Origin of the sequence: Enterococcus sp. DIV0183 (assembly GCF_050541505.1) — a bacterium.
In the GTDB taxonomy this organism is placed as follows: domain Bacteria; phylum Bacillota; class Bacilli; order Lactobacillales; family Enterococcaceae; genus Enterococcus; species Enterococcus faecalis.
Window position 1 is genome coordinate 759,773 of record NZ_CP172932.1, and the last position, 20,877, is coordinate 780,649.

At 38.5% G+C, this 20,877-nt stretch carries 19 protein-coding genes; 10 read left to right on the forward strand and 9 right to left on the reverse strand.

Going from position 1 to position 20,877, the window contains the following annotated elements:
• Entirely contained in the window at positions 1-1,767 is a 1,767-nt protein-coding gene (locus IGK72_RS03820; protein WP_023895389.1) for an ABC transporter ATP-binding protein, read from the reverse strand.
• Complete coding sequence (locus IGK72_RS03825) at positions 1,757-3,484, reverse strand: ABC transporter ATP-binding protein (RefSeq protein WP_070416132.1); 1,728 nt, start codon at positions 3,482-3,484, stop codon at positions 1,757-1,759. The genes IGK72_RS03820 and IGK72_RS03825 overlap by 11 nt, the downstream gene beginning before the upstream one ends.
• A gap of 125 nt (positions 3,485-3,609) precedes the next feature.
• On the opposite strand from IGK72_RS03825, the gene IGK72_RS03830 reads away from it, so the two are divergent.
• From IGK72_RS03830 to IGK72_RS03840, 3 genes are all read left to right on the forward strand, one after another.
• Positions 3,610-4,377 carry a putative ABC transporter permease gene (locus tag IGK72_RS03830; protein ID WP_002387023.1) on the forward strand — a complete coding sequence of 256 codons (768 nt, stop codon included), beginning with the start codon at positions 3,610-3,612 and terminating at the stop codon, positions 4,375-4,377.
• A gap of 248 nt (positions 4,378-4,625) precedes the next feature.
• Positions 4,626-5,846, forward strand: coding sequence for a 3D domain-containing protein (locus tag IGK72_RS03835; protein WP_002393466.1), 1,221 nt, complete (start codon positions 4,626-4,628; stop codon positions 5,844-5,846).
• A 96-nt stretch (positions 5,847-5,942) separates the two neighbouring features.
• Positions 5,943-6,506, forward strand: coding sequence for a GNAT family N-acetyltransferase (locus tag IGK72_RS03840; RefSeq protein ID WP_002355832.1), 564 nt, complete (start codon positions 5,943-5,945; stop codon positions 6,504-6,506).
• A gap of 45 nt (positions 6,507-6,551) precedes the next feature.
• Here IGK72_RS03840 and IGK72_RS03845 read toward each other — a convergent pair whose 3' ends face one another.
• Together IGK72_RS03845 and IGK72_RS03850 are read right to left on the reverse strand one after the other, a co-directional pair.
• Positions 6,552-7,076, reverse strand: a complete 525-nt coding sequence (locus IGK72_RS03845; RefSeq protein WP_002355833.1) for an LURP-one-related/scramblase family protein — start codon at positions 7,074-7,076, stop codon at positions 6,552-6,554.
• 51 nt (positions 7,077-7,127) lie between these two features.
• Positions 7,128-7,997, reverse strand: a complete 870-nt coding sequence (locus tag IGK72_RS03850) for a Cof-type HAD-IIB family hydrolase (RefSeq protein WP_002383369.1) — start codon at positions 7,995-7,997, stop codon at positions 7,128-7,130.
• Between the two features lie 133 nt (positions 7,998-8,130).
• On the opposite strand from IGK72_RS03850, the gene IGK72_RS03855 reads away from it, so the two are divergent.
• From IGK72_RS03855 to IGK72_RS03875, 5 genes are all read left to right on the forward strand, one after another.
• Entirely contained in the window at positions 8,131-8,811 is a 681-nt protein-coding gene (locus IGK72_RS03855; protein ID WP_023895391.1) for a uracil-DNA glycosylase, read from the forward strand.
• A gap of 157 nt (positions 8,812-8,968) precedes the next feature.
• Positions 8,969-9,952: a phosphate acetyltransferase gene (gene pta, locus IGK72_RS03860; protein ID WP_002355836.1), complete on the forward strand. Its 984-nt coding sequence runs from the start codon at positions 8,969-8,971 to the stop codon at positions 9,950-9,952.
• A gap of 157 nt (positions 9,953-10,109) precedes the next feature.
• Positions 10,110-10,589, forward strand: coding sequence for a tRNA (adenosine(37)-N6)-threonylcarbamoyltransferase complex ATPase subunit type 1 TsaE (gene tsaE / locus IGK72_RS03865; protein WP_002395673.1), 480 nt, complete (start codon positions 10,110-10,112; stop codon positions 10,587-10,589).
• Positions 10,582-11,103, forward strand: coding sequence for a GNAT family N-acetyltransferase (locus tag IGK72_RS03870; RefSeq protein ID WP_002366315.1), 522 nt, complete (start codon positions 10,582-10,584; stop codon positions 11,101-11,103). Before tsaE ends, IGK72_RS03870 begins: the two co-directional genes overlap by 8 nt.
• 169 nt (positions 11,104-11,272) lie before the next feature.
• On the forward strand, positions 11,273-11,482 hold the full coding sequence (locus IGK72_RS03875; RefSeq protein ID WP_002355840.1) for a hypothetical protein: 210 nt from the start codon (positions 11,273-11,275) through the stop codon (positions 11,480-11,482).
• A gap of 73 nt (positions 11,483-11,555) precedes the next feature.
• Here IGK72_RS03875 and bopD read toward each other — a convergent pair whose 3' ends face one another.
• The 4 genes from bopD to IGK72_RS03895 are packed head-to-tail and all read right to left on the reverse strand — an operon-like array spanning position 11,556 to position 16,542.
• Positions 11,556-12,566, reverse strand: coding sequence for a LacI family transcriptional regulator BopD (gene bopD, locus IGK72_RS03880; RefSeq protein ID WP_002358859.1), 1,011 nt, complete (start codon positions 12,564-12,566; stop codon positions 11,556-11,558).
• Between the two features lie 23 nt (positions 12,567-12,589).
• The gene (locus IGK72_RS03885; protein ID WP_016622778.1) at positions 12,590-13,597 is read right to left on the reverse strand and encodes an aldose epimerase family protein; all 1,008 of its coding nucleotides are present in this window, start codon (positions 13,595-13,597) and stop codon (positions 12,590-12,592) included.
• Positions 13,587-14,255 carry a beta-phosphoglucomutase gene (gene pgmB / locus IGK72_RS03890; protein WP_002355844.1) on the reverse strand — a complete coding sequence of 223 codons (669 nt, stop codon included), beginning with the start codon at positions 14,253-14,255 and terminating at the stop codon, positions 13,587-13,589. Before pgmB ends, IGK72_RS03885 begins: the two co-directional genes overlap by 11 nt.
• Positions 14,248-16,542: a glycoside hydrolase family 65 protein gene (locus tag IGK72_RS03895; protein WP_174090981.1), complete on the reverse strand. Its 2,295-nt coding sequence runs from the start codon at positions 16,540-16,542 to the stop codon at positions 14,248-14,250. The genes pgmB and IGK72_RS03895 overlap by 8 nt, the downstream gene beginning before the upstream one ends.
• A gap of 280 nt (positions 16,543-16,822) precedes the next feature.
• Here IGK72_RS03895 and IGK72_RS03900 point away from each other — a divergent pair, with 280 nt between their 5' ends.
• The gene (locus IGK72_RS03900) at positions 16,823-18,991 is read left to right on the forward strand and encodes a PTS transporter subunit IIBC (protein ID WP_430619623.1); all 2,169 of its coding nucleotides are present in this window, start codon (positions 16,823-16,825) and stop codon (positions 18,989-18,991) included.
• Between the two features lie 65 nt (positions 18,992-19,056).
• Positions 19,057-19,881: a maltose 6'-phosphate phosphatase gene (gene mapP, locus IGK72_RS03905; protein ID WP_023895392.1), complete on the forward strand. Its 825-nt coding sequence runs from the start codon at positions 19,057-19,059 to the stop codon at positions 19,879-19,881.
• Positions 19,882-19,940: 59 nt separating this feature from the next.
• On the opposite strand, the gene proC is transcribed toward mapP, so the two are convergent.
• Entirely contained in the window at positions 19,941-20,756 is an 816-nt protein-coding gene (gene proC / locus IGK72_RS03910) for a pyrroline-5-carboxylate reductase (RefSeq protein ID WP_002358864.1), read from the reverse strand.
• Positions 20,757-20,877: the final 121 nt, after the last annotated feature.

The window sequence follows — 20,877 nt, forward strand, 5'->3', positions numbered from 1 at the left end:
TTATTGTGCTTTTTGATTAAACTGCGCTTCGTAAAGGTCACGATAATAACCCTGTTCTTTTTGCAATAATTCGTCATGGGTACCGATTTCAACTACTTGACCGTTGTCCATAACTAGAATTTTTTCAGCACTTTTGATTGTTGCTAAGCGATGGGCAATAACAAAACTGGTCCGGCCAGTCATCATTTGTAAAAAAGCATCCTGAATTTTTTGCTCGGTCAATGTATCAACTGAACTGGTCGCTTCATCTAAAATAAGCATCGGCGGATTACTAATCATCGTGCGTGCAATAGTCATTAATTGTCGTTGTCCTTCAGAAATTTTAACGCCTTGGGAACCAATCTCGGTATCTAGTCCTTGAGGTAAACGCATGACGAAATCAAAAATATGGGCTTTTTTCATGGCTTCTATAATTTCTTCGTCAGAGGCTTCGGGATTTCCGTACGTTAAATTTTCCCGAATGGAACTATCGAATAGCCAAGTATCTTGGAGAACCATACCAAAACTTTTTCGTAAGCTGTCCCGAGTAATTTGAGTAATGTCGTGAGTATCAACCGTAATTTGGCCACGGTCGACCTCGTAAAAGCGCATTAACAAATTCACTAATGTTGATTTACCCGCACCAGTTCGCCCAACAATGGCAATTGTTTCTCCTGGTTCAGCAATTAAATTAAAGTTTTCGATTAAAGGTCGCGTCGGCGTGTAAGAAAAATCAACGTCTTTAAATTCAACACGGCCTCGCGCTTCTTTCAAAACAATTGCGTTCGGGGCATCAGGACGTTCAACTGGTTGATCCATCATATCAAAGGTACGTTCCAATCCAGCTAAGGCGGCTTGGATTTGGTTGGTGATTCCTGAGAGTTCAATAAAAGGTTTAGAAAATTGACTAGAGTAAATGGTGAAACTGGAAATAACACCAACTGTGACTAAAGGATTGCCACTTAAAACTAACAAGCCACCGACTAATCCAATCGATAAATAAGATAAATGGTCGATAAATCGAGAAAGTGGGTTGGTTAAGGAGGAAGAAAACTGAGCCTTCTGTCCTTTTTCATACAACGTTTGATTCAATGCTTCAAATGTTTCTTGCGTAGCTTGTTCTTGTTGAAAGGCTTTAACAATTTTTTGGTTGCCAACCATTTCTGAAACGAAACCGGAAATTTCACCAACAATCGTTTGTTGTGCAGCAAAGTTTTTTTGTGAAGCTTTTGCAACAAGCCAGTTTACAATAAAAATAATCGGCGTACTGATAAGAACCACTAATGTGAGCAGGGGACTTAGCCGAATCATAAAGAGCAAAGCAACAACGACGGTGGCCATGCCGGAAAATAATTGGTTGAAGACAGCCGAGCAAGCCATTGAAATATTGTCAATATCGTTGGTAAAGCGACTGACGATATTTCCGTGTGACGTTTGGTCATAATAACTTAACGGTAATTGATTTAAATGGGCAAAGGCGTCTTTTCTCAGCTGTGTGGTCGATAAATAAGACACGCGATTACCGAGACGTTGAATCAGCCATTGACTTAGAACGGTTACGAGTAAAATCCCTGCTAATAAACCTAAAATTTTGATGAGTTGCGCAGCATTGACTTGTCCTTTACCAACCATTGTATCAACGGATTTACCTATATAATAAGTCATGAGGACAGTCGAAAAACCACTGAGAATTCCTAGGATTAAGGCGCCGATAATTTCTTTTGGATAGTGTAGTAAATACGGCTTAAAACGTGAGAAGGCGCCAAAATGAATTTTTTTAGTTTGCATGGGTATCCTCCTCCTGTGACGCAACGATTTCTTGATACTCTTTAGAAGAAGTAAGTAATTCTTCGTGGGTGCCAAGGCCAGCGACTTTTCCACTATCTAGGACTAAAATTTGATTCGCCGTAGCAATCGAACTCACGCGTTGTGAAATTAAAATAACGGTTGTCTCTGCTCGTTCTTTTTGTAAAGCACGACGCAGATTCAAATCTGTTTGATAGTCAAGTGCACTCAAGGAATCATCTAAAATAAGTAAATGCGGTTTCCTAATCAAGGCACGGGCAATGGTCAACCGTTGTCTTTGTCCACCAGAAAATTTTTTTCCGCCTTCGTTAACAGGCGTGTCTAACCCTTGGTCTAATTGTTCAACAAATTCTTTACATTGGGCGATAGCTAATGCTTCCCAACAGTCTTCATCAGTTGCATTTGGTTTGCCCCATTGTAAGTTTTCTCGAATAGTCCCTGTAAATAAGACGGCAGTTTGTGGGACACTTGCCACTTGTTGGCGTAAAGTAAAGAGCGGCCAATCGCGCACATTTATACCATTAATAAAAAGGTTTCCTGCACTCACATCATAAAATCTGGGAATGAGTTGGGTTAAGGTACTTTTCCCGCTGCCGGTAGGTCCTGTGATGCCGAGAATTGAGCCTTTAGGAATCGTAAAATTGATATTTTCCAAAGCCAAACCGGCCTCTGGTTCATAGCGAAAATCTACATGGTCAAAGGTAATATCACCAAATTGTGGCGATGTTTTTGCTGATTCTGGTGTATCTGTTAACTGGCTTTCTACAGTTAAAACCTCATTGACACGGTTTGCGGAAGCGGCAGCTCGCGTAAAAATTACCACGAGATTAGAAGCAACAATTAAAGCGAGCATCATTTGATTCATATAATTGATCAATGCTAAAACTTCCCCTTGTTGCAGGGAACCGAAAGAAACTTTTAAGCCACTAAAATAAAGTAAAAATAAAATTCCAACATTCATAATCAAAGTGGTTAAAGGCGTTAATAAAGCAGAGACATTCGATACACGAATGTAAATATCGCCTAAATCATCTGAAGCTTTATCAACATGTCGTTGCTCTGTTTCCTTTCTAGCAAACGCACGGATCACACGGACACCGCTTAAATTTTGACTAATTTGACGGTTTAACCGATCCAAATATTCTTGGACTTTTTGATATAAAGGCACAGTCACTTTAATGATAATAAAGAGAATAAGGCTAAAAATTGGTAAAAGTAATAGGAAAAGAAAGCCCATCTGCACGTCAATGTAAAAAGCCATCACCACAGAACCGATACTTAAAAAAGGTGTCCGAATGACCAACCGAATAAACATCGCTAAAGCTAATTGAAGCTGGTTGATATCGTTTGTGATCCGGGTGATGAGGGTATCTGTACCAAAACTATTCAATTCTTTGTGTGAAAGCTGATTAATTTTCTTCATTAATTGATTTCTTAGCTCCGTCCCAAAACCTTGCGAAGCGACTGAAGCATAGTATTGACAAATCATGACAAAAAATAAACCAACTAACGACATAACAAGCATCCAGAGGGCCATTTCTATGACAGTCTGTCGGTCGTTTTGACGAATACCGACATCGACTAAGTGAGCCATGAATAAGGGCAAGACTAACTCGAAACAAGCTTCTAAAAATTTGAAGACTGGACCGAGGATAATTTGTTTTCGATAATTTTTTGCGTATTTCAATAAACCAAACATAAGATTCCTCCCTTTGCTGCTCTCATTGTAGCCTAATCTTTCAATGAAAGAAAGTTGTTCGCTACATTTTCTCAACTTCTGTTAAAATAGAAGAAAAGCGCAAAGAAGTGGAGTGTGACAGAAACGTGGAAAAAATGAGTCAGGTTATTTTGTTATTTTTTATTTATTCCTTTATCGGCTGGTTATGGGAAACGGTGTATTGTTCATTAAAAGCTAAAAAATTTGTTTATCGAGGATTTTTGGTAGGGCCCTATTGTCCTATTTATGGATTTGGGGTCTTAAGCGTTCTCTATTTTGTGGAACCCTTTGAAAACAATCTCTTGGTATTGTATGTCGGATCGGCTGTTTTAGTGACGATTTTAGAATATGTCACTAGTTATGGCTTGGAAAAACTGTTCCATGCCTCTTGGTGGGATTATCATGATGTACCTTTTAATTTAAACGGTCGCGTGGCTTTACCGGTTTCTCTTTTTTGGGGATTGGGTTGTGTCTTGATTGTCAAAGTTATTCAACCAGAAATCGCCAAAGTTGTCAGCTTTTTACAAGCAACCTTTGGCAACTACTTAGCACTTTGCATAGTGATTGTAATGGGGCTTGACTTAATTTATACGTTGCTGAACATGCAAGGTTTCAAAAAACTTATTACCGAGATGGGCCAAACGTTGGAAACGAACCAACAAGAATTTAAGCAACGGTTGAACACAAAAATGGAAATCGCTACAGCTGATTGGCAGAAGTTAAAAGAACGAACCAAAAAAGAGCATTTCCAAAATCGGTTAAATTTCCAACAACGTCGTTTTATTAACAATTACCCAAAACTAACTTTAAAAAACATTAAAAATTCCAAAGAAGTTCGGCATCTCTTAGAAGATTTGAAGAAAAAGGGCCAATAATTAACAAAAAATATTACAAAATATTTCAATCAATGGTCTAATGGGATGAAAAAAAGAAAAATCGTCAAAAGCTAGTTTTTAAGGCGTCTTAAGAAATTCTTAAAGAATTGAGATAGAAATGGACTAATGAATAAACGCAGGATAAAAAAAGAGTTGCATTTAAATTGTAATAAATTGTAACATGATTGAAATAAAACAAGCCCTCCTGACTAGTATAATGAGTAGGTGTTTTAGATAAGTTAGGAAAGGTGTTGGATTTAGTGAAGGTTAAAAAGTTGATACCATTTTTAACAACAATGATGCTTATCAATTTTGGACTTCCAGTCGCTGCGGCAGCAGAATCACTTGATTCGTTGCAAGAAAAAGAAGCGCAAGCGAAACAATCTGGGGAGTTAATTAGTAAAGAAATCAATTCAGCCTTAGACGATGTAAATGCTAAATATGCGGAAATCGAACGTTTAAAAACGCAAATTTCGAAAGCGGAAGATACGTTGAAAACTTCGAAAGAGGAAATAGAAAAAACAGAAAAAAATATTTCTCGTCGTAAAGAAGCTGTTGGCGATCGTATGAAGGATATTCAATTAAATGGCGACCAACGTACTTGGCAAGCCTTATTAGATGCAGAAAATTTATCAGATTTCTTTAATCGGGCCTACGCCATGACCGTTTTACAAAACTTTGAACGGGAAAAGATTGAAAGCTTAACTAGCGAAAAAGAAAAGTTAGCTGCATTACAAGAAAAAGTTGAAAATACGCAAACAACTTTAAAACAAAATGAAGAGAAATTACAAGTTGAAGCTTCTTCAATGAATAATAAAGTCTCTGAGTTAAAAGAAAAAATGGCGGATAATGAAGAATTATTGGCTCAAATTTCGACAGACAAACAGAAAGAGCAACAACGCTTAGTCAGCGAAAAAGCAGCAGCTGAGGCACAGAAAAAACGTGCGGCAGAAACTGCCAAAGCAGAAGCAGCGAAGAAACAAGCAGCTGCCGACAAACAAGCGCAAGCAGATGCGGCGGCTAAACTAGAAGCCGAAGCTGCTGAAGAGTCAAGCAGTCAAGCATCAAGCTCTTCTACAAGTACGGAAAGCAGTAGCACTGAATCTTCAAGTTCAGCTAGTTCATCCGAATCGTCATCAACGACAGAATCATCGACAGGCGAATCATCAACACCAGGAACTGGCTCTGGTCGTGTGCTTCAGATGGAATCAACCGCTTATTCTTGGCGTGAGCCAGGTGCAAGTAATCTAAGTGCTACTGGTATTGACTTAAGTAAACAAAGCAATGTAGTTGCAGTTGATCCAAGCGTAATTCCTCTGGGGTCATTAGTGAAAGTCTCTGGTTATGGCTTTGCTATTGCTGGAGATACAGGTGGCGCTATTCAAGGAAATATTGTTGATGTTCATTTTGATTCAGTAGAGCAATGTACTGCTTGGGGACGACGTCAGGTTACAGTAGAAATTCAATAATAAATTTGTTATACTAAAGACAAGATAAAAGGAATTGGCTAAGTCAGTAATGATAGTAGCCAGTTCTTTTTTAGTTAAATGTAAAGGAGAATTACAATGATTCGCTCGGCAACAAAAGAAGACGGTCAAGCGATTGCTCGGCTGGTCTTAGTTATTTTAAAAGATATGGAGTTACCAATTTTAGAAGAAGTCTCAGAAGAACAAATGATTGACCTGTTAGCAGAGGCAACGGCGTATCCAACCTATCGCTATGGCTATCAACGAATTTTAGTTTATGAACATGCAGGTGAAGTTGCAGGGATTGCTGTCGGCTATCCTGCGGAAGATGAAAAGATTATTGATGAACCTTTAAGAGAAGTCTTTAAAAAACATGGCTTAGCAGAAGATGTTCGGCTATTTATTGAAGAAGAAACTTTGCCTAATGAATGGTATTTAGACACGATCTCTGTGGATGAACGTTTCCGTGGAATGGGAATTGGTTCTAAGTTATTAGATGCTTTACCTGAAGTAGCCAAAGCTAGCGGGAAGCAAGCCTTGGGTCTAAATGTTGATTTTGACAATCCAGGGGCGAGAAAGTTATACGCAAGCAAAGGCTTTAAAGATGTCACAACAATGACTATTAGTGGTCACTTATACAATCATATGCAAAAAGAAGTGTAAAAATAACGAAGCTAAAGTCAATCACTTTAGCTTCGTTATTTTTCATTAATCCGTTAAAGGATCAAAATCTAATCCAAAATCATCGGAAGTTTTTTGTTTTTTCTTATTATATAACCAGTAGTCAAGGACAGCTGCTATACAGATGCACAACGGTGCGTCCTCATCATTGGCAACAGTTAAAACAAAATAGTCGCCTGTACAAAGCATGGTTTTATCCATTGACATGATTTTTTTATGGACTTGATAAATTGAATATTGGTGCGCTTTGATATCCCCAACAACTGCCCAGTGAAGGCCTTGAACATAATAGAAATCAGCATTCAAATTGAACAGTTTTCGTAGAGTACCCACTTTTTCAAAACGCTGATATAACTCAAATCGTGTACCAAAAGTCCAAGAAACTTGTTTAATACTGGCTAAAATTTCTCCGTTCATTGCATATAAAGAAAGCGCATCTCCTCGTGTACCCCAGCGCCCCACCAATAGAAAAAGTGAACGGCCTGCTTGGTCTTTCACGATGGTTCGCGTAACTTTTCCTAACTGTTGTTCTTGAATAAAAAATTCAGACACGACACGATCTCCTTTCTATATATAAATGAGTGCTGTAACTGGTAGTGCTTATTACAAATCTTCTCTTATTGCACGCAGGATGGCTTCGCCAACACCATTTTCTAAATTAGTGGCTGTTTCATATTTAGCATATTCTTTTAATTCCAGTTCGGCATTGCCCATTGCAAAACTTACCCCAGCCCATTGAATCATGCTGACGTCATTTAAATTATCACCAATAGTCATGACTTGTTCAGCGGGAATCCCACGTTCTTTAGCGACGCGCGCAACCGCAATCCCTTTTTGTGCTAGGCGGTGGTTAATTTCAATATTATTAAGCGCAGAAGAGGTAACAACCAAATCATCTAGTTCTTCTACTTCCATCCCAGCAGGACCTAATACTTTCGGCCCATCCATACTGAAGCCAATAATTTTAAGGACTTCAATCGAATCATCTTTTAAAATGTCGTCTAAACGATCAACATAGGTAATATGCAATAAAGATAGGTGTGCTGAAGCCATGGCAATCGCCACTTTATAAGTTAAATGGGGCATGGATTCTGCAATATGAGCGGCAAAGTTTTCAATTCTTTTTTCTTGATGTTCAGAAAAAATACCTTTATTTGTAGAGATTTCATAGTAAACATTGTGTTGACTCAAAATAGTTAGTACTTCTGTTACTGTTTCTTTTTCGATCCCAGCCGTGAAAAGTGAGTGTCCATCTTTGTCAAACACTTGGGCGCCGTTTAAAGTAATCATGGCGCAGTCAATTCCAGCTTCTTCTAACGCGGGTTTCGCTTCGGTATATGCGCGGCCAGTAGCAACCATAAATTCGATTCCTAAACGTTCCGCTTCGCGAATTGCTGAAGCGTTATCATTTGTGATGCTCATTTTTGCATCTAAAAGTGTTCCATCCATATCTGAAGCAATTAATTTAATCATCGATTCTCTACACCTCATTATCTATTTAAAGCTTACCTATAGTTTACCACGTTTTTCCAAGAGAAAGTACCCAGAAATTTCTTGTCAGGTTTGGAGAAATTCGTTATGCTTAGAGAGCGAAGGAGTGAGCATTATGAAAGAAATTATTCACAATAGTTGGCAAAACGTTTTATCTGCTGAATTTGAAAAACCGTATTATCAAGAATTGCGGGAATTTTTGAAAAAAGAATATCAGACACAAACGATTTATCCAGATATGTATCATTTATTTTCAGCGTTAGAACTAACCCCTTTTGAAGAAGTAAAAGTAGTAATTTTGGGACAAGATCCATATCATGGACCCAATCAAGCACACGGACTAAGTTTCTCTGTCCAGCCAGGTGTGAAAGTGCCGCCATCTCTTGCGAATATTTACAAAGAATTACAAGCTGATTTAGGGTACCAACCCGTCAACCATGGCTTTTTAGAAAGCTGGGCTAAACAAGGCGTGTTATTATTAAATACTGTGTTGACTGTTCGGGCAGGTCAAGCCTATTCCCATCGAGGTAAAGGGTGGGAGCAACTGACAGATGTCATTATCGAAAAGTTGAATGAGCGTGAAAAACCTGTTGTTTTCATTTTATGGGGACGTCCAGCTCAAGAAAAAATTAAAATGATTGATACGACTCGGCATGTGATTATCAAATCGCCACACCCAAGTCCATTGTCAGCACATCGTGGTTTTTTTGGCTCACGTCCGTTTTCTCAAGCGAATGCTGCTCTAGAACGTTTAGGGGAAAAGCCGATTGATTGGCAACTTCCTGAAACAGTGTAATGTAACAGTGTATGCTGTTATAGTGTAGAAGAGTTAGTTTGTGAAAAGTTTATCGGATTATTGGTTTTTTTTTGACTAATACAGCTAGAAAAAACTGTTATTTTCTTTGAGAATAGTGTATGATGGATTTTGTAAATATAAAACTGGAGGGTTTATCGTGGAATTATTCGATAGCTTAAAATTTAAAGTCGTACGCCGTAATATCAAAATTGTTTTCCCTGAAGCAACAGATCCTAGAATCTTAGGTGCTGCTGCCCGCTTAAAATCTGATGAATTAGTAGAACCAATCTTAATTGGTGATCCAACAGATATTGCAAATGCTGCTATGGCTCGTGGAATCAACACATCAAACTTTATTATTATCAACCCAAATGATTATGAAAAATGGGATGAAATGGTCGAAGCATTTGTTGAACGCCGTAATGGAAAAGCTACTAAAGAAGATGCTGAAAAAATCTTAAAAGATGTCAACTATTTCGGTACTATGTTAACTTACATGGGTATTGCTGATGGTATGGTTAGTGGTGCTATCCACTCAACAGGTGATACAGTTCGTCCTGCGTTACAAATCATTAAAACAAAACCAGGCGTAAGCCGTACAAGTGGTGCCTTCTTAATGATTCGTGGTCGTGACCAAGAAAGATATTTATTCTCAGACTGCGCGATTAACGTGAACCCAACTGCACAAGAATTAGCTGAAATTGCTGTTGATAGTGCCAAAACAGCTGAATTATTTGACATTGAACCAAAAGTTTCATTGTTAAGTTTTTCAACAAAAGGTTCTGCAAAAGCACCAGAAGTAACAAAAGTTGCTGAAGCTACAAAAATTGCGCAAGAATTAGCACCTGAATATGCGATTGATGGTGAATTACAATTTGATGCTTCTTATGTATCTTCTGTTGCACAATTAAAAGCGCCCAACTCAAAAGTTGCTGGAGAAGCAACAGTCTTTGTATTCCCAGATTTACAATCAGGAAATATTGGCTACAAAATTGCTCAACGTTTAGGTAACTTTGAAGCAATTGGCCCAATCTTACAAGGATTGAACAAACCAGTTTCTGATTTATCACGTGGTGCAAACGAAGAAGATGTTTATAAATTATCAATCATTACAGCTGCTCAAACATTAATGAACGACTAATTAACTATGTCGAAGCATGATAAATAAGCAAAGTAGAAGTTGAGGTTCCCAGGACACTTGGGCCTCAACTTTATTTTTTTGAAGCTGCCACTAGTCAACTTATTGAATTTTCGGTATACTTTCATACATAGATTCTTGCAGATGGGAGGCAAAAAAAATGAACATTGTCCTGAACAATCCATTGGAAACAGAAGCAATTGCTAAAATCATTGGACAAAAAGCACAAGCTGGTGATGTAATTGTCCTGACTGGTGATTTAGGGGCCGGTAAGACGACAATGACGAAAGGGATTGCTTTAGGATTAGGCATTTCCCAAATGATTAAAAGTCCTACCTATACGATTATCCGCGAATATCCACAAGGACGACTTCCGTTATACCATATGGATGTCTACCGTGTTGAAGAGGGTGCGGATGAATTAGGGTTAGATGAGTATTTTGAAGGAGATGGGCTATCCGTTGTAGAATGGGGCAGCTTGATTGAAGAAGAATTGCCAGAAGATTATTTAGAAATTATTTTAAATAAAGATTCTCAAGAAGCGGACAAGAGAGTTCTTGAATTCCGCGGAACTGGTCCATTGGCAGAAGAAAGAATAGCAGAGATTCTGAAAACGTGGGAGGCTCGCGAATATGACTGAACAAACATTTTCTATTCGAGAAGCAGTGCCTACTGATGCGGATCAATTACTATCTGTGATGTCAAAAATCGGGAGTGAAACGCCCTATTTGGTAATGGATGAGCGAGGAATGGCCATGTCGACAACAGAATTGGCTGAAAATCTAGCAACACTCTATGAATCGCCAAATAATGTTTTATTGGTGGCATTAGCGGGAGAAGCGATCATTGGGACCGCTTCTGTGTCTGCTTCTTCTAAAAAGCGGATGGAGCATATTGGTGAAATTGGCATTAGTATTTTAAAAGAGTACTGGGGCTATGGACTGGGCAGTATCCTGATGGAAGAACTTATTCGCTGGGCGCATGAAAGTCATGTTATTCGTCGCTTGGAATTAACGGTACAGGATCGCAATCAACGAGCGATTCACGTCTATAAAAAATTAGGGTTTGAAACAGAAGCAATTATGCCTCGAGGCGCCAAAACAGACCAAGGTGAATTTTTAGATGTTCATTTAATGCGTTTGCTGATTGATTAATTATTGGTTAATAATTTTAATTTCTTAAATAATCGAACGATAATTGCATGAAAAAACAAAATTTTCGCAATTATCGTTTGTTTCATATTTATTTTTCTGATATTTTTGTTATAATTATAGAAGAATTTAACGAAAAAATGAAAATTTATTTTGGGAAGGAATGTAAGAAATGGCGAAGGCAACGAAAATGAATGTTAACTATCGAGAGTCGATCTTGGATCGTGCGTATCGTTTAGAGCTAATAAAAAAAGATGAGTATGCAAAACATCAAGAAAAATTATCATTATTAAATGAAAAATTGTCTGACGGGGAACCAGCTCAATTTGATGCAAAAGAAGAAACGTTTTGGAAAAAAATTTCGCAAAAAGTTATTTTATAAAAGTAATACATACGAATAAGAGCGTACACATAGAAAGAAGCGTAAGCAGTGTTAAACTGCTTACGCTTCTTTTTTAATGAATAGGAATAACTGTTTCACGCTTAATTAATTTGTGAGGAATAACGAGACGGACACCATTCGTCAATTCTTCATGGATTAATTCATATAATTTTTTCATCGCCATTCGCCCTAATTCTGACGTGTCGATGTCAATGCTTGTTAGATAAGGATGTGTCAATGTTGAAAAGATTGAGTTGTTGAAACTAATAATGGATAACGTTTCAGGAACTTGATAACCATAGATTTGCGCAAGTTGCATCGTCCGCAAAGCAAAGATATCATCAATCACCACCAACGCCGTGGCATTATTTTGATGAAGAATATCATCGAAAGCCATGTAATCTTCAGGTTTTTCTAATGCAACGCTTGGTAAAACAGTTAATCCTTGCATCATCATTGCTTTTTGATAACCAAAGTAACGTTCAAAGTACAAACTTTCATGCGTTGTATTGGTCACAAATAAAATATTTTTATGGCCGTTTTCAATTAAAAATTCCGTCGCTTGTTTCCCTAATAATTGATTATCATTATCCACGTAAACTATTTCCGTTTCATGTTGGTAAGGTTGACCAATTAAAGTAAAGGGAATGTTGTTTTCATATAAGTAATCAATGACGGGGTCCTTACTATCTGAATACACAAGAATAAAACCGTCCACTTGTTTTTGAAGATGCATTCTTTTAACGTTTTCCAATAGTACATCAAAACTTTTGGCAGTTGCAATAGCAGTAGTCATATCATAAAGACGGGCTTCCTCGTTGATGGCTTCCATAATTTCTAAATAAAATGGATTCCCTAACCGTTCTTTCGAATCTAAAGGAGGTAAAATTACGCCAATGGCACTTGAAATTCGTTTACCCAAATTCCGTGCCGTCATATTTGGCACATAGCCTAAGTCATCCATGACTTTTCGCACTTTCTTTTTTGTCGATTCAGAAATACTTGGATGATCGTTAATGACACGCGAAACGGTTGAAGTTGCAACCCCCGCTTTCTTAGCGACATCTTTTACTGTAATTGCCATTTTTGCCACGCCTTTCTTAGTGATTATAGAAGGTTAAATTGATAAACCGTTTGGTAGGTTTGCTTTTTATTAGCTGGTAATAAAATAGAGCCCCACTGAGGATGATGAACAATGTCTGGATACTCTTGTGGTTCAATTGCTAAGCCATAGTTTGAATGCATCGCTTGTCCATTAATAGAAAATGGAGCCTCAAAACCAGTCGTAGAAAATAATACCATACTTTGGTTCGTTGTTGCTATCGTCATTTTTCTTCCAGAAGTAGGTTCTTGTAAGCATAATTGTGGCTGTCTTAAGTCAGAGCCAACTAAGGGGAAAACATCATCTAACCCGGTTGGATAGCGTTGGAGGATTGTTTCGATAGGTGTCAGTTCATTAAAACGTATGGATAGTTCAGAAGCTGGTAAAATCCGTCCAGTAGGCAGCTTATTATCGTCTAATTCTAACATACCTTGACAGTTCAAAGATAGCAAATGTGACAGAATGTCTAACTTTCCATCGCCAGATAAATTAAAGTAGGCGTGGTTTGTAGGATTAAAAAGTGTTTCCTGTTTACTCCGTCCAGTACTGATCATTCGTAAATGATTATCCTCTAGCTGATAAGTGATGGTGGCCTCAATTGGTCCAGGATAGCCAGAAATGGTATCGGTTAAATGAAAAGCAACGCCAATGATATCTTTTTTTTCAAAGGGCTCGACTGTCCAATATTGAAAAGACCACCCCTTTGAGCCACCATGGATATGATGACCGTCGCTATTTTGTTCTAATATTCCATTTTGCCAATGGCCATTACGAATACGTCCAGCAACTGGTCCAACAGTGGCGCCAAAAAAGCTTTGATCCTTTAATACATCTTGATACGAATCATACGATAAAAGGATATTTTCCCAATGATTATTTTTGTTTGGCATAAAAAGTTGATGGAGGCGCGCGCCATAATTGAGAAGAACGACTTCTAAAAAGTCGTTCTTCAAAGTAATTTTCTTTAAGTTTGTGTTTGGAATATCGGTTACGGTGATACGATTATCCTTCATGATCAAGCCACACTTTTTTTAAGTAATCAAACGTTAAAGCGCTCGTCTCTGGTACGATGGGCAACCCTTCGCCTAACTCTTCTTTGCGGCCAACGCCAACAGGTTGCGCTCCACTAGCAAGAATCGCTTGAATCCCAGCTTTGGCATCTTCAATGCCAAGACATTCTGCTGGTGTTAAATCAATTTCTTTCGCAGCTAAAATGAAAATATCTGGAGCGGGTTTGCCTGCCTGAACGTCTGCTGGATTAGCAATGGCATCAAAAAGGGGCGTCAATTGCATTTTTTCTAAAAGGAAAGGCCCATTTTTACTTGCAGAAGCCAAGGCGATTTTAATATTGGCTTCACGTAATTCCGTTAATAAAGAAAGAATTCCTGGATAGACATCTTCAGGCGTAATTGCTTGGATCATTTCCAAGTAATAATCGTTTTTCCGTTGCGCTAACTGGGCAAATTCTTCAGAAGAAAACGTGCCTTCTTTTTTTCCGTATTTTAACAGTAACTGCAGAGAATCTTCACGGCTTACACCTTTCAATTGTTCGTTGAAAACACGGTCAATGGAAATTCCAATTTCGTTCCCTAATTTTTTCCAAGCGTGGTAATGAAATTCTGCTGTATCAGTAATAACGCCATCTAAATCAAACAAAACGCCTTTAAACATGAACTTCTTCCTTTCTGATCGGTAAAACTAATCGATCTTTTAATGTGTATTCTTGATTGTAAACAGTTAATGGAATTGCAGGGCCGTCGAGTAAAGTGAAGGCCACTTGGTCTGCTGCAACTTCAACAAATAGTAAACGATTCCGATAATTAATGTGGAATGAGTAGGCTGTCCATGTCGCTGGTAAAAAGGGTGCAAATTTTAGTTGTTGATGGTCCGTTTTCATTTGGGCAAAACCTTGAACAATCGCTAGCCAACTACCAGTCATTGAGGTAATGTGTAAGCCATCTTCTGTATCATTATTGTAATTATCTAAGTCAAGGCGCGCTGTTCGTTGATACATTTCCACTGCTTTTTCTTCCATGCCTAATTCAGCAGCTAACACAGCATGAATGCTTGGTGAAAGAGAAGATTCATGGACAGTCATTGGTTCGTAAAAGTTAAAGTTCCGGCGTTTTTCTTCTAAAGAAAAGGCGTCATTGAAGAAATAAATTCCTTGAAGAACATCGGCTTGTTTAATGAAACAAGACCGCAAAATTTTATCCCATGACCAATGTTGATTTAAAGGCAGCTCACTAAGTGGTAAATCAGAAACAGGCATTAAATCTTTATCTAAGAAAGTGTCATGTTGTACAAAAATGCCTAATTCATTATCCACTGGGAAGTACATATTTTCTACAATGTCTGCCCATTTAGCTAATTCGTCGTCTGCAATTTTGAGCGTTGTTTCTTCTTGGAATTTTAAATAAGACTCACGGGTGTAACGTAGAACCCACGCAGCGATGGTATTGGTATACCAGTTATTATTGATATTATTTTCATATTCATTTGGCCCCGTTACGCCATGAATCATATATTGTTTATGACGTTGGGAGAAGTGGACCCGATCTGCCCAAAAACGAGCGATTGCTACAAGTACTTCTAGACCAGCATCTTTTAGATAATCTTCATCTCCTGTATAGTTGACATAATTATAAATCGCATAAGCAATCGCACCATTTCTGTGAATCTCTTCAAAAGTGATTTCCCACTCATTATGACATTCGACACCAGTAAAAGTAACCATTGGGTAAAGGGCACCCTTTAACCCTTGTTGTTGGGCATTATGAATGGCTTGAGGCAATTGATTGTGGCGATATTTCAGTAGATTTTTAGTAACTTCGGGCTTAGCCAACGCCAAGTAAAGTGGGACAGCATATGCTTCAGTATCCCAATATGTGGCACCACCATATTTTTCGCCAGTAAAGCCTTTTGGTCCGATATTTAAACGATCGTCTTCGCCATAGTAGGTTGAGAAAAGTTGGAAAAGATTAAAACGAATGCCTTGTTGGGCTTCATCATCTCCTTTAATAACAACATCAGCTAATTGCCAACGTTTTGCCCAAGCGGCAGCTTGCCCAGCTTTTGCTTCAGGGTACAAGGTAGTCATTTCTGCAAATAATTCGTTTACTCGTTTGATTTGTTGCGTTTCTGGCACATCACGACTGGTAACGACAAGCACTTCTTTTGTGATGGCGGTCGTTTCGCCTTCGTTTAAAGACACTGTCAATTCTGCGGTTAAGGCCAAGGGCTGTTGTGTATATGTAGGCACAACAGAGGCTCCATCGATGAAATGGCGCATGCCTGCAGTCACTGTAAAACGCTCTATTTCAAAGTTGTTAGGAATGGTCTTAGTTGTAACAAAGCCAAGTGTTTCTTGTGTTTCAATAGCTCTTTCTTCCCAAAAATGTTCTTCATAATTGCTGTCTTCATTTTGAACATCGCCATCCAATTTTGAGTGAAGAGTGATTGTGCCTGTACCTTCCAGCATTTCAATTGTTAAGTGGATGTAAGCCGCTTCTTTTTTTTCTAAGCTTAAAAAACGTTCAAAAGAGAAGCGCACTTTGTTCTTCGGTGTTTGGATGGTGAATTGCCGAGAAAGGACCCCATTTTGCATGTCTAATTCTAAAGAAAAATCTTCGTAAGGTGTAGTGGCTAAATCAATTGTTTGTCCATCAATTTGTAAGTCCATTGCGATGAAATTAATTGCGTTAATCACTTTGCCGAAATATTCAGGATAACCATTTTTCCACCAACCAACACGTGTTTTGTCTGGATACCAAACACCTGCTAAATAGGTTCCTTGATGGTGGTCGCCAGAATAGTGTTCTTCAAAATTTCCCCGCATCCCCATATAGCCATTGCCAATGCTCGTTAATGATTCTTGTAAACGTAAATTTTCTTTATCTAAGTGTGTAGTACGGATTTTCCAAGGATCAATTTGGAATAAACGTTTGATTTGTTTCATGAGAATCCCCCTCAGTGATTTTATTGATAGGTCTATCATAAACGCAACCGATTGCATTAGTCAATAGTCAATGCTTAAAAAGTGTAATCTTATGAATAAAAGCTGAAACAAAGGTAGGTTAGAAGGAGCTTTATTTGCTTTATTAAAAGACAAAATAAAAAAGGATTAAGTAGTAGGGAGTTGTTTTCCACAATATTTTTGAAATTAAAGCATTTACAAAAAGGAAACAGGAGTATATAATGGCAACATAACGAAACCGATTGCGTAAGGAGTGGCAGGAATGAAAAAAATGTTTAGTTTTGAGTTTTGGCAAAAATTCGGGAAAGCTTTAATGGTCGTTGTGGCAGTAATGCCCGCAGCGGGTTTAATGATTAGTATTGGGAAATCGCTTCCTTTAATCGATCCTAATTTAGGCTTGTTAGTAACAACAGGCGGAGTTCTAGAGAGTATCGGTTGGGCAATTATTGGCAACTTACATTTACTATTTGCGTTAGCAATAGGTGGCAGTTGGGCCAAAGATCGTGCAGGTGGAGCATTTGCAGCGGGGATTTCTTTTGTTTTAATCAACCGTATTACTGGAGCCATTTTTGGTGTAACAAATGAAATGTTGGCTGATGAACAAGCTTTCACGCATACCTTGTTTGGGACCAAGATTATGGTGAAGGGATTCTTTACAAGTGTCTTAGAAGCCCCGGCATTAAATATGGGTGTCTTTGTAGGGATTATTGCTGGTTTTGTCGGTGCGATGGCTTACAACAAGTATTACAATTATCGGAAATTACCAGATGCGCTATCATTTTTTAATGGTAAACGGTTTGTCCCATTTGTCGTTATTTTGTGGTCAACAATTGTCTCAATTGCATTAGCACTTATTTGGCCAAATATTCAAGCGGGAATTAATAATTTTGGGTTATGGATTGCGCAATCTCAAGATAGTGCACCTATTTTAGCGCCATTCTTATATGGAACGTTGGAACGTTTGTTATTACCTTTTGGGTTACATCATATGTTGACGATTCCAATCAACTATACACAATTAGGTGGAACGTATGAAATTTTATCTGGCGCACAAGCTGGAACCCAAGTCTTTGGTCAAGATCCTTTATGGTTGGCTTGGGCAACAGACTTAGTGAATCTTAAAGGCGCTGGTGATATGAGCAAGTATCAGTTTGTCTTAGAAAATTGGACACCAGCTCGATTCAAAGTAGGCCAAATGATTGGTTCTTCAGGGATTTTAATGGGGATGGCTTTGGCGATGTATCGTAATGTCGATGTAGATAAAAAAGCTAAATATAAATCAATGTATTTTTCTGCTGCTTTAGCTGTTTTCTTAACTGGTGTGACAGAGCCGCTAGAATTCATGTTTATGTTTGCTGCAGTGCCGCTTTATGTGATTTATGCCGTGATCCAAGGTGCTGCTTTTGCAATGGCTGATATTTTACCATTGCGTGTGCATTCGTTTGGAAATATTGAATTGTTAACAAGAACACCGCTAGCAATAAAAGCTGGTTTAGGTGGCGATTTAATCAATTTTGTTTTAATGGTCATCATTTTTGGTGCTGTCACTTATTTCTTAGCCAATTTCTTAATTAAAAAATTTAATTACGCAACACCTGGAAGAAATGGAAACTACGACAATGATAACGGCGAAGAAATCGCATCTGGCGCGGCTGGTTCAGGTGTCGTCGATCAGCAAATCGCGCAAATTGTCTACTTACTTGGTGGTAAACAAAATATCAAAGAAGTTGATGCGTGTATGACACGCTTACGTGTCAGTGTAAAGGATCGAGAAAAAGTCGGTTCGGAAGAGGCGTGGAAACGGGCAGGCGCAATGGGCTTGATTGTGAAAGATAATGGCGTTCAAGCCGTTTATGGACCAAAAGCCGATGTTTTAAAATCCGATATTGAAGATTTACTAGCTTCCGGCGTTGACATTCCAGAACCAGTTATAGCAGAAAGTACAGCAGGAGTGCCAACAACGAATTTCTTAGGTAAGAAAAAAGATTTCGTGGCTGTAGCGACAGGGGAAGTTATTCCAATGGCGCAAGTCAATGATCCTGTCTTTTCACAAAAAATGATGGGGGATGGATTTGCAGTTAAGCCTCTAGAAGGAGAGGTGGTGGCACCAATTTCGGGGAAAGTCCTAAGTGTTTTCCCAAGCAAACATGCGATTGGGCTACAAACAGAAGAAGGTATTGAAGTACTTGTCCATATGGGAATTGATACAGTTGAAATGGCAACACCTGCTTTTGAATCTTTTGTTAAAGAAGGACAATCATTGAAAGCTGGGACGAAACTAGCTAAAATGAATTTGGATGTGATTGAACAAGCTGGCAAAGAAACAACGATTATTGTCGCCTTTACAAACAGCGACAAAGTGGAACAAGTAGTTATTAATCAACTAGGAACCACCACTGCGGGAACTGTGATCGGACAGATTGAAATTTAAATGATTAGGTCGGGCACAATCAATAATTGTGCCCGACCTAATAACATGTAAGAGAAGGGGAAAAGATGAATCTTTTAACAATCAATACTCATAGCTGGTTAGAAGAAGAACCATTAAAAAAATTAGAGGAGATTGCCAAGGTGATTTTATCTTCTGAAAGTGAAATAATTGCCTTACAAGAAGTGAATCAGAAAGTCGCTTCCAAGAAAGTGCCGTTAGAACAGTTAACTACTTTTTGTCCCATAGCGACCCAAACGCCAATCCATGAAGATAATTTTGCATATCTAATCGTTCAATATCTAGCTGAAAAAGGCCAACACTATTATTGGAGTTGGGAAATGAGCCACATTGGTTATGCTATTTATGAAGAAGGGAACGCACTACTTTCGAAATGTCCGTTGACTAGTGAAGCTCTCCTTATTTCAGAAAGCCAAGAACCAACGAATTATCGAACAAGAAAAATCTTAGTAGCGGAGACAGAGAGTTCAAAAGGTACGCTTACTGTTGTCTCTGGTCACTTTTCTTGGTGGGAAACACCCTGTACAGGTTTTGCCTATGAATGGCTACAACTAGAGAAATACTTAGCGATGGGGCAACAACCGTTAGTCATTTTAGGCGATTTAAACAACCCAGCTGGTACAACTGGCTATCAATTATTGGAAAATAGTTACTTGCCGATTCAAGATGCATTTGTTGTAGCGGAAGAGACAAGCGGTGAAGCGACAGTAGAGAAAAAAATAGATGGCTGGGAAGAAAATGAAGCAGCCTTGCGGATTGACTACGCATTTGTTCCAAAACAGTGGCACGTACGAAAATATGAAGTAATTTTTGATGGTAGGAAAACACCGATAGTCAGTGATCATTTTGGCTTACTCATTCAACTAAAATAAGAAAAAGCGCTGAATTTTCAGCGCTTTTTCTTATTTATTCGCTCATGTAATTATTCTTCTCAGTCTTGTTTGGCTAATTCTTGATCCCGAAGGATGGTGGCCTCAATCCCTTTGATGACTGTTGAAATAAACGCATTGTTTTCTAATTCGACAATCCCAGCAACCGTGGTTCCGCCAGGAGAACTGACTTGGTCGATTAAAGTCCAAGGATTCTCTGTGCTATTTGCCAAAGTTTGAGCGCTGCCTAGTACAGCTTGTGTGGCAATTTCTAAGGCTAACTCTTTGTTCATACCATTTTTAACGGCTGCTCGGGCAATCGAATCAATAAATAAGAAAGCATACGCAGGAGTGCTACCTGCAATAGCAGTAAAAATCGAAAAATACTGTTCCTCTAATTCCCAGGCTTGGCCAACTGCTCGAAACAACGATAATACAGTCTGGATGTCTTCGGGGGATGCAAAAGCGTTGCCACAAACAGCTGCTGCACCTGCGCCAATCAATGCATTCATATTTGGCATCACACGAACAAGACGAAGCGGTTGGGTAGTCTCAAACAGTTGATGCAATTCTGCAATAGTCGTACCTGCTGCAATGGAAACAATTAACGGTTGCTTGTCTAAAATTGCTTCTTTTGCTTCAAGTAAAGCTGCTTGAACGAATTGCGGTTTCACCGCTAAAATAACTAAGTCAGCTACTGTAATAGCTTCTTGAGGCGAAGCAACCGCGTGTGCACCAATTTCTTGTGCAAAAGCGGCGGTTTTTTCGACTTGAATATCATAAAAATAAAGGTTTTCTGCGGCAATAAATTGCTTTTTTAGCGCACCTTTGGCAATAGCGGATGCCATATTTCCAGCACCGATAAAACTAATTTTCATAAAAAATTCCTCCTAAAAACTGTTGAATCTCTTTTTTCGTGTTACCATGTATCTAGTATAGAAGGAAACGCCAAAGAAAAAAATAGAGGGAGTAAAGTAAAAAGTGTTGGATTATGAGGTG